This is a genomic window from Legionella lytica, assembly GCF_044626755.1.
Taxonomy (GTDB): domain Bacteria; phylum Pseudomonadota; class Gammaproteobacteria; order Legionellales; family Legionellaceae; genus Legionella; species Legionella lytica_A.
In genome coordinates, this window is the sequence record NZ_JBGORX010000009.1 from 1 (window position 1) to 14,336 (window position 14,336).

A 14,336-nucleotide genomic window follows, 5' to 3' on the forward strand; every position below is an offset into this window, starting at 1 on the left:
AAACTCTTCAGTTCAATTCCTGTCGTCAGTTCTCACTAACGTATCTTTACTTCTTCTATCTAGTCACAAGCACTCAAGTTATTTCAAAGTGCCCACACAGTTTGTCTTCTAAGTTTTTAATGAACATCCGCAGCTTGGACCGACCATTCTACGCACTTTGCGAATATTGTCAAACACTTTTCTCAAAAAAAGCTAAAATTAATGATTCTCTGTATTTTTTCATTTCAATAAGGAAAAACACTGGCCAAAAACAGGGGTTACAGCTTCGCTATTGGCGTAAAACGCTCCTCATATTCCATTTGCAATAGAGGATGATTTCCATAATGTCCCTGCAAATAACTTTCTAAAGTATCAATAAGTATTTGGCATGTAGTGAATCTTTTATCCAACATACCGAGAAGTTCTTCTTGCTCGGGTGATTCCTCTTTGCGTACTTCATCGTTTAATGTACGAAGAGCTCGCTTTGCAATCACAGCATACTCCAAAGCTTCCGATTCTTTGCCACTTATTTGTGCAGCGACACGTGCTAATCTTATTTTGGCGTCAATCTCATCAATACTATAGGGTTCATCGAAAGACTTTTCGTAGTATGTGTATTTATAATAGGTATATGCTTGTTGAAGATTGCCCATCGCTTCAAAAGCTGCTCCGCAAAAAATACTATAGGTAGCTTTATCGTCATCGTATTCCGCTCGATGCATATTCCCTGCGTAATCACTTACCAATGCAAAATAGAATGCGGTACGCTCATGGCTTTCTAAGGTTGCATATAATAAACCCAAGCATTGGTAGACTTTATATAATAGTGGACTCTCCAAATCTAATACTGGCGTAGTTGCTTGTTGTAGCAATGTTTCGAGTTCACTAATTAAAGCACTAAGCATCTCGTTATTCCGTTTACGAAATAAAACCATTTTCGTGGGTGGGTCTATAACTAATTGATCGATGGTAATGTCGCTAGCAAGCATATTAAATAGAAAATCATAAGTAGTGTTTACTTTAGATAAGAAGGCCAATACCGATGCTCTAAGCTCCAACTGCCTTACTTTTGGTAATTGTTGAGTAATCAAGGAATGCTGATTGTTGGTAAATGCATTCCCATATGGCTCACTGTACCAACCGTTTCTTGAGCATACGCTTAGCTCTTCCGTTCGGGGATTAAATTCAACATTATAATAGTAAGCATGTTCTAATGCTTGATTGACTATAATATTAGTATTATTAACTGTGCCCTTAATTCTTTCTTTTAACACTTTTAGAATATCTGTATGAACGAGATGCTCACTCCAATGTTGGCTATTCACTACAATAATTACATCTAATTGAGAATCTTCGTGGGTACCAAGCTTGTTGTCTTTGTAATAACTAGGGTCAAGATCAATATAAGCTGGTTTTCTTAAGCTAGTGAATAAGGTGTCTTCACTGCCAAATATGCCAAAATATCCCAAATCAATAGTTAGTGATGTCTTTTTTGCATCGTAGGGCTTTCGTAATGATTGTGGTGAAACATGCAACATGAAGTAATTATTATAGGTGTGATCTTTAATTATAACTGTATGGCAATGATGTATTGTTTCTGCACGTAAGATAACTGGCTCTTCAGGTTCGAAGCTTATTTCTTGGTAAGTTGGTTCCGTAGCCTCAATAAGTTGCGAATCATAATGGGGTTTTAGCTTGTAGTATTTTGCCTGACCAGGTGTGTATTGAATCGCTTCGTCTTCTCTTACGGGAACAATCACTGGCATAGGTTTCCTTTATTTATCTCACATTGACGAAAATATTAGCTTAAAATGCTTAAGAAACTATTAAGATAGTTGATTTAGTTTGTGGGGCGTGGAGCTACTGGCGCTTACTATTAAGGCGAAGAATCAAATTACCCCGCACCAACTATGCAGGATTTTCTCAAATTTTGCTTCTTTGACTCCGTGGTAAAAAGACATGCATCTATTTCTTTTGAGTCATCCTTTAATTGAGCATTTTATGGATACCGTGGTCAAACCACGGTAATTGAGAAGCTAAATTGCTTAAGGGTTCCCTCCCCTCGATTTTACTCTTCCTTACTTGAATAACCGCATCCCTCTTGTGGACATAGGATTTGGCGGCCGAATCGTTTACTTTCTTTCACGGTTAATATAGGCCATGAACACTTCGGGCAAGGTTGTGCAATGGGTTCATTCCATAATGCATAGTCGCATTTAGGGTAATTACCACAAGAATAGAAAATTTTTCCTTTTCTTGATTTACGTTGCAATATTTTTGCTTCATGGCATTTAGGACATTCAACCCCAGTGTCCGCGGGTTTTTCTAAAGGTTCCATGTGCTTGCATTGGGGGTAGTTACTGCAGCCTATAAAACGACCATATTTGCCCGCTTTAATGTGTAAGGCACTCGAACATACTGGACATACGCGACCATCAACTACTTCTGGCTCATTCTTTTCATTTTCTTGTCCAGCAAGATCTTGTGTATAATCACATTCAGGATAACCTGTACAACCAATAAAACGTCCGCGCTTTCCAAGTCTTATTGATAACGGCTTGGAGCATTTAGGGCATTTATCTTCAAGTACTTCCGTAGTTACGTCTTTGCGTTGTACTTGTTCATCCGTAGTTTGAATTTGTTTCAAGAACGGCTGCCAGAACTCTTCTAGTACCGGAATCCACTCTTTCTCACCCCGAGCAATGGCATCTAAGGTATCTTCTAAATGCGCAGTAAATGTGTAATCTACATAACGAGTAAAGTACCCCGTTAAAAAACGATTCACAATACGACCAACATCCGTTGGGAAGAATCTCTTTTTATCAACAATTACATATTCTCGTTGTTGTAAGGTATGAATAATCGAAGCATACGTAGAAGGACGGCCAATATCATACTCTTCAAGTGCTTTTACTATAGTTGCTTCAGAATATCTTGGTGGCGGCTCGGTGAAATGTTGATTTGCCTGGATGTCTTTAATGTTTACTTTTTCGCCCACAGCAAGTACAGGTAATAAAGAACCATCATTTTCATCATCTTTGGAATCATCACGCCCCTCTTCATACACCGCCAGGAAGCCCGGGAAGGTAACGGTAGAACCATTGGCTCTGAATACATTGCCTTCGCCACAACTTAAATCAACCGCAACGGTATCCATTAAGGCATCAGCCATTTGACAAGCAATAGTACGCTTCCAAATTAAACTGTAGAGTTTAAATTGATCTGCGGTCAAAGCCGACTGCACCATTTCTGGGCTGCGTTTGATTGACGTAGGACGAATTGCTTCATGTGCCTCTTGGGCATTTTTCGATTTGGTTTTATAAAGTCGCGGAGTTGCTGGACAATTATCAGCACCGTAACGTTCACCGATGTAGTGACGTATTTCATCCACCGCTTCAACAGCTAAGTTTACTGAGTCAGTACGCATATATGAGATCAAACCCACGGTACCGGTACCAATATCAATACCCTCATACAATTGCTGTGCAACCATCATCGATTTACGTGCAGTAAATCCTAATTTACGTGCAGCTTCCTGTTGTAAGGTTGAGGTGATAAATGGAGGAGAAGGTTTGCGTTTACGTTGCTTCTTCTCAATTTGAGTTACAGTTAAAGAACCCTGAGCTTGCTTGATCAAATCCTCACGAATCTGGTGTGCATTCTCTTGGTTAACTACCGTAAATTGTTGCAGCTTTTCATTTTTATAATGGGTTAAACGCGCTTCGAAAGGAAGTTTTTCATGCAGACACTCCGCCAAGATCTTCCAGTATTCTTGAGAAACAAAACGTTCAATTTCTTCTTCTCGTTCAACAATAAGTCGCAGTGCGGGACTTTGCACCCGTCCAGCGGACAATCCTCTACGCACTTTTTTCCATAAAAGAGGCGACAAGTTGAAACCCACTAAATAATCTAAAGCACGACGTGCTTGCTGTGCATTCACCAAATCCATAGAAATAGCACGTGGATTGTTGATTGCCTCTTCAACAGCCGCCTTGGTAATTTCATTGAAGAAAATACGATGGACTTGTTTGTCCTTAATTAAGTTCTTTTCTTTCATCAACTCGAAAATATGCCAGGAAATGGCTTCGCCTTCGCGATCAGGGTCGGTTGCGAGTAATAAGGAGTCTGATTTTTTTAAGGTCTTAGCAATAGTTTCAATATGCCGAGCATTCTTTTCCAGTGGGACATAAGTCATGGAAAATTGCTGGTCAGGGTTCACAGAACCTTTACGGGCGGGTAAATCACGGACATGGCCATAGGAGGCAAGAACTTCGTAGTCATTGCCCAAATACTTTTGAATTGTTTTAGCTTTAGCGGGTGACTCCACGATCACCAAGTGTTTACTCATAGTAAAGTAACCTTTCCCTTTTCGATAGATTATTCAAATAGTAATAATATATTCAAGATATTCAAAAAAGCTATTTCTACCAATTTACTTTTTGCGTCTGTAAAAAATCAAGCATCATATTTTGGAATATTTTGGATATATGCCCAGTATACGAACCGGGCAACGGTATTTGTGGTGTTATAGCTGATGATCAGAACTAATGCAATGTTAATTCTTCTTCTGTTTGATAAAGTACTAAATCAAGGAAGGTTAATTCTTCTTCATTTAAATTTGCAGATAATACATTTTTAATCGTCCATTTAGTTTCTTCCAAAGTCACTATGCGTGAATCAGAAAACTGTAATTGGTTGATAATCGTTTCAAATGATTCTGCGTTAATCACACCCCATAATTTCATACGCATCAGAAATTGATAACTTGCTTTAGTCAACTTCATTTGTTCATCATAAGTAAATACTCGAGTTGACGTTTGTTGCTGGGGTCGAACATGAACTACTTGCTCATCAGCAATGTCCTCTTCATTCATTTGCTCTGCTGCTTCAGCATCTGCGGACTTTTGGTTTTTTTGCAGCTGCGATAAACTGGTTTCAAATAGATTCAGCAACATTTCAAATAAGTTATCTTTCATACTCACACCTCATATAGCCTCCGGGTACTGCACTAACAGCCCCTTTTAATTCTAGTTCTGCAAGTTCGGACATCACTTGCTCAACGGTGTACCCACTACGCAAAATGATCTGATCGACAGTAGTCATTTCGAAGCCAATGAACTTTACTAGGTTTTCATTCTCACTGGCAAGAGGAAAAATAGGTTTCTCTATAATGTGTTGTGGCTCTATTCTGAGTTCATCAAACACATCAGTAACTGAAGTAACCAATTTTGCGCCCTGTTGCAGCAAATAATGACAACCACGAGCCAACGGATTATGTATGGATCCAGGTATTGCCAAAACATCCCTATTTTGCTCTAACGCCATGCGTGCAGTAATCAAAGATCCACTACGAATTGCAGCCTCGACAACCAATGTGCACAATGACAAGCCACTTATTATACGATTTCTGCGCGGAAAATGTCCAGAGGTTGGAGGACTTTTTAATGGAAATTCACTTAAAATCAAGCCCTTTTGCATAATTTGCTCTGCAAGTTTGACATGACGACGGGGATAAATACAGTCAATTCCAGTCCCCATGACCGCAATTGTTTGTCCTCCGGCATCCAAACATCCGGAATGAGCCTGGGCATCAATTCCTAAAGCCAAGCCACTTATAATGGTAACACCTTGCGCAGCAATTGCTTTGGCAAAAGCATAAGAATTATCAATCCCAGTTATCGATGGATTACGGCTACCAATAATGGCCAATTGCGGTTGTAAAAAGGCAGATAATTGTCCCTGAGCATATAAAACGATGGGTGGATCAGAGATTTCTTTTAACAAAGCGGGATATTCTGGAGACTCCCAAGTTAATAAGTAACGATCTTCCGCTGCATTAAGCCAAAGCAAATCAGCTTTGATCTGTTCCATATCAAAACTGGCAATTTTTTGAGCTAATAATGGTGGTAAATCAGCTTTTTCAAGTTCTACAGCAGAGAGTTGGAACATTTGGTGTAAGTCTGGCCACCGTTTATACAATTTAGCTACGGTACGCGGACCTACTTTCTCCATACGGTTTAACGCAAGAAAATAGGATAAGTTATTCATTAAGGTCAGTCCTTTGTGCATTGTTGGATCTTGCAGCATTACGCTAGATCAAGGATAATATCACAAATTTTACACAGAGAACCAGATTAACAATGGCTATTCACAAAATCCGTTATTTGCCCGATCCATGTTTGAGAGAGGCCTCAAAACCTGTCGTCACCTTTGATGACACATTGCAAACGCTCATCGAAGACATGTTTGACACAATGTATGATGCACGTGGAGTAGGACTGGCTGCCGTACAAATTGGTATTGGTCTGCGCCTGTCTGTAATCGATGTGGAAGGCGATAAAAAGAATCAAATCGTTATTATCAATCCAGAAATTATTGCTTCTGAAGGCGAAAAGAAATTCGATGAAGGGTGTCTGTCTGTTCCAGGCGCTTATGATACCGTGATTCGTGCGGAAAAAGTTACGGTGAGGGCGCTAGACCGCCACGGCAAGCCTTTTGAAATCCAAGCAGATGGTTTGCTTGCAGAATGTTTGCAGCATGAAATTGATCATATGAATGGTAAATTATTTATCGATCTTTTGTCCCCGCTCAAAAAAGCGATGGCACGGAAAAAACTAGATAAATTCAAACGCCACAATGCACGTAAATCATGAGTTTAAAGATTGTATTCGCTGGGACCCCAGCTTTTGGTTTACCTTGTCTTGACGCATTAGCTCAATCAACACATGAGATCCAAGCAATTTACACCCAACCGGACCGCCCGGCGGGCCGTGGGCGTAAATTGCAAGCATCTGCGGTGAAAGAATGGGCTTTAGCGCACAATATACCTGTTTATCAACCGCTTAATTTTAAAAGTCCGGAAGCCATTGCCGAATTAGCTGCATTAAAACCTGATTTGTTGATTGTTATTGCCTATGGTTTAATTCTGCCTAAAGCGGTATTGGAAATTCCACGTTTAGGGTGTGTTAACGTGCATGCATCATTACTCCCCCACTGGCGTGGAGCGTCTCCAATTCAACATGCTATTTTACATGGTGACTCTGAGTCTGGAGTAACCATTATGCAAATGGATGTAGGAATGGATACCGGAGACATGCTGCGTAAAGTGAGTTGTACCATCACAAATACCGATACCGCAACAAACTTGCATGATAAATTAGCGGCGATTTCTGCACAGCCTTTACTGAAAACCATTGAAGAGCTAGCCAATAATACAGCGAAACCGGAAGTACAAGATGGTTCTTTAGCGACCTATGCCGGAAAAATTAATAAAGAAGATGCATTGATTAATTGGCAACGCAGTGCAAAAGAAATTAATTGCCAAATCCGTGCTTTTAATCCCTGGCCTGTTGCGTATACCTTTTTAAATGAAGAAGTATTACGCATTCATCAAGCCCAAGTTGTTGATGTGGATTTAGTCCATGCTCCAGGTACCGTGGTTCACCTCGATAAAAAAGGTATGCTGGTTGCCACCGCTAATCAAGGTTTGCTTGTTGAAAAAATACAACTCCCCAGCGGTAAAGTGATTAGCGTTGCGGATTGCTTAAATTCTTCTAAATCACCGTTACACGTCGGTTTAGTCTTCTCCTCTGAGTCTTAAGCTCAGAGGAGCTATTAATTCATCTACGTCTGTGAATCATTATTCATGAATAAAAACGAACGGCTGCATGCTTTAAAAATTTTAACTACGCTATTGGTTGATAAGTCTTCTTTATCACAACTTATGCCCTCTGCTGCAGAAGTCTCTCCCATGACCAAAGAAATCTGTTTTGGTTTCTGCCGCCATTATTATCGCTTGCAAGCCATAACCAATTGCTTAGTTGCGAAGAAACCGAAAGAAATTGAGATTTGGATTGCCTTATTAATTGGTCTGTATCAACTGCATTACATGAACCAACCTGACTACGCCGTAGTTAAAGAGACCGTGGCCCTATTAGAAAAAATAAAGAAGCCCTGGGCTAAAGGTTTGGTTAATGCGGTGTTACGTAATTTCTGTCGCCAACAACATGAGTTATTAGAAAAACTGCAAAAGGATCCCTTATTTATTTATGGGCAACCCGAATGGCTGTTAAAACGTCTTAAAACAGACTGGCCGGAATATTGGCAAGCAATTGCTCAAGCAAATGACCAGCATCCACCGATGACCTTACGCGTTAATGTGCAAAAAAACTCGCGCGAAGCATACCTGCAAAGCTTGGAAAAGGCTGGCATTGGGGCTCAAGCGCACGCTGTTGCTTCAGAAGGCATTACACTTAATGAGCCTTGTGATGTACGCCAGCTTCCTGGCTTTGCCGAGGGCAGTATTTCCGTACAAGATGGAGCGGCGCAATTAGCTGCATCATTATTATCTTTAGAGCCTGGGTTACGGGTGCTGGACGCCTGTTGTGCACCTGGAGGCAAAACCTGTCATATTCTTGAGATGCAGCCCGATTTAGCGGCTTGTGTTGCTTTAGATGTTGATGCGAAACGATTAGAGCGAGTAAAAGAAAATTTAAATCGCCTTAAACTGAATGCAACCTTACTGCAAGGTGATGCGTCAACACCAACTGCTTGGTGGGATGGTCAATTGTTCGATCGCATATTATTAGATGCTCCCTGCTCTGCGACTGGAGTAATACGTCGTCATTCAGACATCAAACTGTTACGCACTCCCGAAGAAATTACTGCGGTGAGTAAAACCCAACACGGTATGTTGCATGCATTATGGCCTCTGCTTACCAAAGGTGGCTTGCTGGTTTATGCTACCTGTTCCATAATGGCCGTTGAAAATGAAAAGCAAGTTGCTGATTTTGTTTCTAAAACGTCTGATTGCGAAGTAATTCTAGGGGACTGGCACTGGGGACATGGAACAGGTCATGGACAACAAATATTACCCGGAGAACAGGATATGGATGGATTCTTTTATACTGTTTTGCTAAAACAATAGATATAGATACATTTTTAAGGATAAAAAATGATAATCAATTGGCCCTTAGTTACGGTTTTGTTCTGTCTTTCAATCCCAGGCGTACTTATTGCCATTAAGCGCCTGATTTATTTTTTGCTCCCTGAAAATTCCGAGGAATTAAAAAAGCGTATTGGCCGTTTTGCCATTGTGCAAACATTGGTTCTAGTTTTTATTCTGTGTCTTGCCGGGGCGGTTCTTTCGCAAAGTACCGGTTTATGGGCAACACCCCTGGATGACCTGTTACATGGCAAAGCTGGAATAAGTATTCTCTTTCCTTTACTTTTGCCTGCCCTTGGTTATGCGCTGTTAAGCCTGTTCGTTTTTTTAGTCCTTTATCATGTATTAGCCAAACGCCTTATTGATGAGAAGAGCCTGCAAATAATGCATAATTTGCGAGTAGCGCTAGGGGTGGATGGCTGTGTTCTTTATGGTGGTGTAGTTGAGGAGATTATCGCCCGTTGGGGGCTCATGAATTTAGCGACTTTTTTCGCTATTATCTTTATGCAACACACCACTAATTTAATTATCTGGATGTCGATTATAGTGAGTGGCTTAATTTTCGCCGCAGGACAAATCCCTGCCTATTTAGCTGCGGGATGTAGTTCAAGTCGAAAATTTATCTATTCCTATACCCTGATTAGCGCGTCGCAGTCGATTATATTTGGTTATGTATTTTGGCAGTATGGATTAGTATGCTCCATTATATCGCATATGCTCTTTCATTTAGGCTGGGCTTTTTATAGTTCAGTATTTAACAAAGGGAATGCAACACCGGCCTAATTCGTAAAAAAAGTGTAAAGAGGTTTTAACTTAACGTTGCCTTAATTTGAATCCCCTATTCTAGCTCTATATTAGTGGTGAATAGGTATACGATTATGGCAAATAAATACGTTTCGAGTGGTGATTTTGCTGCATTGGTAAACCAACTACAGCAATCACCTGAAGATCCTTACTTGAAGCAAAAGGTAGTTAAGTACTTGCCATCCATGCAAGAGTTAGCTAAAAAGAATCCTTTGGCTCTGTATCATTTAGCTCATGTTTTTCCTGAGAAGTCATCCCAGCATAGAAATATGATTCTCAAATCAGCAGAGCGTGGATGTACTAATGCGATGCTTGCGGCTTGTAAGTTTTTAGCGGAGTCTAATAGACCTGAAGATCAGCAAAAAGCTAAGTCTTTTTTGGTAGAAATTGAACGCTCGCAAGATAGCTTCATTATGAAGCACAGTAAAGAGTTAGTAGAAGAGCATCCTCATTTAGCGACTAATACAACGGTACAGTCAGGAGTGGTTAGTAATGCCGCGACAGCTCATCATCGATTTTTTGCTAAGGCAGAGAACAACGCTCTTGATGTGGTGCTAGAGAGGCAAAACCGTTATCAGCCTTAATAAATATACACCGTAGCCGTTTAGCGTAGCGTTATATGAGATCGAAGCTCGATGAAGGCACAGATGCCGTATTACGACTGCCTTTAATAAGGCGGGATTCTTTGTGTTTTTCTTATTCAGTGTAGCTGGTTGCTTGCAACCAGGCTACGGTTTTTAAATACTAGGTTAACAAAAAGCGGAAATTTCTTTGTATTTCATTTAAGTCGAACTGATTCAAATACAAAGAAAAACTCATCCATGCACTTAATGCAGCTAAATCTCTAAATGGAGAGGGTAAATAAACAGGACTGGTTAAAATATCGCGCTCTTGTAATTCACGCAATAAAGGCAGATCATCTAAAACTAATTTGCCGGTAAAAAGCAATGGAATAGACTCCACATGCTTCTGACTGATTGCAAAACGAATGTAGTTATAAATGAGAATAAACCCTTTGGCATAAGATAAATCTTTAGTAAAAGGTCCGCCGGTTGGTGTGCTACCACGGAAAATTCGTACCGTTTGGTTGTAACTGTCATCAGGAGTTAACCCACACTCAATAAAATAACGGTAGATATCAACGAAATTCGCCCCCTGGGTCACTTTATCCAACGCAATAACGCGATTCGTGATTTTTAACATCCGTCCCGGATAGGAAGAAAAAGTGACAATTTCCGTAATTACCGCAAGCCCTTCCTGAATCACACTACTGGAAGGAGAACCCTTAGAAAGGAAAAAGCAATTAGGCTGCATGGAGCCATTCAAGGTAGTACCAACATGTACCCAGCCTTCATGCACCTCTAAATAACGTAAATCACGCTCGCTAAACATCGCTTGCTGACTTAGCTTAATACTGTCCGCACCCGCAGAAGCATCAGCAACCATGTCATCACTGACCATCACCGTCACCCGTCCCGGATGCTTATCAAAAAATGCACCTAGTCGAGCTTGCAAAATTTCCTGAGCTTGTTGTGGCGTGTAGTGCTTAACATCAGCATCTGATTGCAATTGTATGCTTAAATCAGAGAGCACATCAAACAGCAATGTGCCCATCTGTGACATACGTGGCCCACCGGCGTAAAACACGTCATTAGGGCTGCCATAAAGCTCCATGGCAAGCTCACTAAAAGCAGGGGTACCTCGTGCAGCAAGCATTTGAGATGCCCTGCTGTACTCTTCACATTGACGACGAATCAACCGCGTCACAGTTGAGTATTGTCCTAACTGATTTTGAGCGTCTCGTAAAATTAAACGAAACTCCTCCTGTTTATCATGAACATTAAAAGGCAGTGGTTTCTTTTCATAATAGTCCTTATCCACTGTAGGGAGTCGCTGTCCTTTATGTTTAAAAAACTCCTTTTTTATCCCTTCATCCCATTTAATACTATCAAGAATTCGGATCTTACGTTGCGTATCAACAATACGCTTGGATAATTCTTGTATTATGAGTAACTCATCCGACTCAGATGTCATGATAACCCCTTATTACCTCGGCGGCGCAATACTAATTTTTGCATCCTGATTTTGTGGAGGTAAATTATAAAAATCACTAATATTTTCTTTTGTTAATGGGGGTGGTACTACTAAATTCACACCATTCCTACTTTTTAAGTATAGATTTTCTCCATTACTTGAATAACGTCCGGAACAGGCAGTAAGTACCAATAAACTACAAACAATAAAACTCAACTTTTTCACAACATTCCCCAATTAAATCAATTCTAAACGCTTCATTACCTGTTCTAAAGCCGTATGGTGTTCTGCAGACAATGGAATTAGAGGCAATCTAATTTCATTAGCAATCAACCCCATTTTATATAAAGCCCATTTTACAGGAATAGGATTTGTTTCAATAAACATTAATTCATTCAGTGGCATGAGCTGATCATGCATGCGTAAACAGGCCGCATGATCACCATCTAAGGCACTGTCACACATTTTTGCCATTAACTTAGCCGCCACGTTAGCGGTTACTGAAATATTACCTTTAGCTCCAGCTAACATCCACGAAGCAGCAGTAGGATCATCCCCACTATAAACATCAATGCGACCTTCAGAAAGTCGCAAAATTTGCTGTAAACGGGTCATTTGGCCCGTTGCTTCTTTAATACCAATGATATTGGAAATCTTAGCAAGACGTGCGACGGTTTCGGGTAATAAATCGCAAGCAGTACGCCCAGGGACATTATAAAGAATAATCGGCATAGCGACCGATTGAGCAATCGCAGAATAATGCTGATACAAACCTTCTTGCGTTGGTTTGATGTATGAAGGAGTCATGATTAAAGCGGCATGTGCACCACACTCCATCGCTTCTTGCGTCAATTTGATGCAATCACGCGTTGCATTCATCGCTGTGCCCGCAATGACCGGTATGCGTTCTTTAGCCTGATCGATAACTGTTTTGACAACTAAGAGTTTTTCCTCATGCGATAAAGTTCCTGCCTCACCCGTAGAGCCTGCAGCAACAATACCATGAGTTCCCATTTCAATATGAAACTCTACTAATTCGCGCAATCTAGGGATATCGACTTGATCATCCTGCATTGGCGTAACTAAAGCCACTATACTTCCTCTGAACATAGCGTCCTCTTCTTCTTATTATTTTAATTTTCCAATACTACTGGAAAACCTAGGTCAGAGTAAAATCCCAACGCGAAAACTGCTAATTACCAATCAATTATGGGCAATTATTTATCACATAATTATATTTTTGTACTAATATTGATAATGAAGAGTATTGGTTGTTTCTTCCAAAGTGAAACATCGCTTAGGAAAATACCTCAATAAAAAAAGGGAGTCTACTATGAATAAAATCGTCTCATCATTATGTGTAATTAGCCTAGGTAGCTTGATGTTGGGAGGTTGTACCAATACTGAAGTAGGTACAGGTGTCGGAGGGGCTGCAGGTGCAGGTTTAGGTTACGCTGTAACTGGTGGTAGCGCTGTAGGGACAGTTATTGGTGCCGGTGCTGGTGCCTTGGTAGGTAATGCTATTGGCCGGGATCAAGACAGACGCGCTTACTATAACCGCCATTATTATCGTCATGGTTATTATTATTAGTCATTAAATTACCACTATTAAAAACCTGGATTCTCAGTCCAGGTTTACCTCGTCCCTGAAAAAAAATATAGGGAAATACAGCAATATCAAATTTACGTTGCTATACTCTAAAAAGATTAATTTTTTGATTGTTCTCAATAATTTTTGAGATTAACCGGAAAAAACTACAAGGATTGTAATCATGCGCTTAAAAAATAAGGTTGCAATAATCACAGGTGCTGCCAGTGGTATAGGCAAGGAAATTGCGTTAGTTTACGCAAAAGAAGGAGCAAAAGTTGCTATTGCTGATCTTAATCTAGATCAAGCAAACCTTGCTGCAGAAGAAATTAAATCCCAAGGTGGACAAGCAATGGCTGTTGCCATGAATGTCACCGATGAAGATGAAGTAAATAAAGGGGTTGATGCCGTAGTGGAACACTTTGGCAGCGTTGACGTTCTGGTAAGTAATGCCGGAATTCAAATTATTAATTCGATTGATGAACTCCCCTACTCCGATTGGAAAAAATTATTATCTATTCACTTAGATGGTGCCTTTTTAACGACCCGTGCTGCACTTCGACATATGTATGCTGCAGGCAACGGCGGTAGCATCATTTACATGGGTTCGGTGCACTCCAAAGAAGCCTCGGTACTTAAAGCGCCCTACGTTACCGCAAAACATGGCTTACTGGGCCTATGTAAAGTGGTTGCTAAAGAAGGGGCTGCTCATAATGTAAGAGCCAATGTCATTTGCCCCGGTTTTGTGCGCACTCCTTTAGTTGAAAAGCAAATTCCTGAACAAGCTAAAGAATTAGGAATTAGTGAAGACGACGTCATTAAAAAAGTCATGTTAAAAGATACTGTGGATGGTAAGTTCACTACTATAGATGACGTGGCACAAACGGCATTATTCTTTGCTGCATTTGATACGAATGCCTTGACCGGCCAATCCCTGGTTGTTAGTCATGGATGGTTCATGGAATAACCCAGGTATATATAGCTGTA

General features: G+C 40.5%; 14 protein-coding genes. 7 read left to right on the forward strand and 7 right to left on the reverse strand.

Annotated elements, in window-relative coordinates:
* Positions 1–257 precede the first annotated feature (257 nt).
* From ACD661_RS14370 to dprA, 4 genes are all read right to left on the reverse strand, one after another.
* Entirely contained in the window at positions 258–1,745 is a 1,488-nt protein-coding gene (locus ACD661_RS14370) for a hypothetical protein (RefSeq protein ID WP_400188564.1), read from the reverse strand.
* Between the two features lie 302 nt (positions 1,746–2,047).
* A complete protein-coding gene (topA, locus tag ACD661_RS14375) occupies positions 2,048–4,327 on the reverse strand; it encodes a type I DNA topoisomerase (protein ID WP_400188565.1) in 2,280 nt (759 codons plus the stop codon).
* Between the two features lie 196 nt (positions 4,328–4,523).
* Positions 4,524–4,955: a DUF494 family protein gene (locus ACD661_RS14380; RefSeq protein ID WP_400188566.1), complete on the reverse strand. Its 432-nt coding sequence runs from the start codon at positions 4,953–4,955 to the stop codon at positions 4,524–4,526.
* A complete protein-coding gene (gene dprA, locus ACD661_RS14385) occupies positions 4,945–6,027 on the reverse strand; it encodes a DNA-processing protein DprA (RefSeq protein WP_400188671.1) in 1,083 nt (360 codons plus the stop codon). The genes ACD661_RS14380 and dprA overlap by 11 nt, the downstream gene beginning before the upstream one ends.
* Positions 6,028–6,119: 92 nt before the next feature.
* Here dprA and def point away from each other — a divergent pair, with 92 nt between their 5' ends.
* The 5 genes from def to ACD661_RS14410 all read left to right on the forward strand — a co-directional run bounded on the left by def (position 6,120) and on the right by ACD661_RS14410 (position 10,311).
* Positions 6,120–6,632, forward strand: a complete 513-nt coding sequence (gene def / locus ACD661_RS14390; protein WP_400188567.1) for a peptide deformylase — start codon at positions 6,120–6,122, stop codon at positions 6,630–6,632.
* Positions 6,629–7,579 (forward strand): methionyl-tRNA formyltransferase, encoded by a 951-nt coding sequence (gene fmt, locus ACD661_RS14395; RefSeq protein WP_400188568.1) that lies wholly within the window; start codon positions 6,629–6,631, stop codon positions 7,577–7,579. Before def ends, fmt begins: the two co-directional genes overlap by 4 nt.
* Before the next feature lie 45 nt (positions 7,580–7,624).
* Complete coding sequence (gene rsmB, locus ACD661_RS14400; protein WP_400188569.1) at positions 7,625–8,905, forward strand: 16S rRNA (cytosine(967)-C(5))-methyltransferase RsmB; 1,281 nt, start codon at positions 7,625–7,627, stop codon at positions 8,903–8,905.
* 27 nt (positions 8,906–8,932) lie between these two features.
* Positions 8,933–9,706, forward strand: a complete 774-nt coding sequence (locus ACD661_RS14405; protein WP_400188570.1) for a CPBP family intramembrane glutamate endopeptidase — start codon at positions 8,933–8,935, stop codon at positions 9,704–9,706.
* Between the two features lie 95 nt (positions 9,707–9,801).
* Positions 9,802–10,311 (forward strand): hypothetical protein, encoded by a 510-nt coding sequence (locus tag ACD661_RS14410; RefSeq protein WP_400188571.1) that lies wholly within the window; start codon positions 9,802–9,804, stop codon positions 10,309–10,311.
* 160 nt (positions 10,312–10,471) lie between these two features.
* On the opposite strand, the gene ACD661_RS14415 is transcribed toward ACD661_RS14410, so the two are convergent.
* The 3 genes from ACD661_RS14415 to dapA are packed head-to-tail and all read right to left on the reverse strand — an operon-like array spanning position 10,472 to position 12,871.
* A complete protein-coding gene (locus tag ACD661_RS14415) occupies positions 10,472–11,764 on the reverse strand; it encodes a flavohemoglobin expression-modulating QEGLA motif protein (RefSeq protein ID WP_400188672.1) in 1,293 nt (430 codons plus the stop codon).
* Between the two features lie 9 nt (positions 11,765–11,773).
* On the reverse strand, positions 11,774–11,986 hold the full coding sequence (locus tag ACD661_RS14420; protein WP_400188572.1) for a hypothetical protein: 213 nt from the start codon (positions 11,984–11,986) through the stop codon (positions 11,774–11,776).
* Between the two features lie 12 nt (positions 11,987–11,998).
* The gene (dapA, locus tag ACD661_RS14425) at positions 11,999–12,871 is read right to left on the reverse strand and encodes a 4-hydroxy-tetrahydrodipicolinate synthase (RefSeq protein ID WP_400188573.1); all 873 of its coding nucleotides are present in this window, start codon (positions 12,869–12,871) and stop codon (positions 11,999–12,001) included.
* Between the two features lie 223 nt (positions 12,872–13,094).
* Here dapA and ACD661_RS14430 point away from each other — a divergent pair, with 223 nt between their 5' ends.
* Both ACD661_RS14430 and ACD661_RS14435 read left to right on the forward strand, forming a co-directional pair.
* A complete protein-coding gene (locus ACD661_RS14430) occupies positions 13,095–13,352 on the forward strand; it encodes a glycine zipper domain-containing protein (protein WP_400188574.1) in 258 nt (85 codons plus the stop codon).
* A 181-nt stretch (positions 13,353–13,533) separates the two neighbouring features.
* Positions 13,534–14,316 (forward strand): 3-hydroxybutyrate dehydrogenase, encoded by a 783-nt coding sequence (locus ACD661_RS14435; protein ID WP_400188575.1) that lies wholly within the window; start codon positions 13,534–13,536, stop codon positions 14,314–14,316.
* The last annotated feature ends 20 nt before the right edge of the window (positions 14,317–14,336 follow it).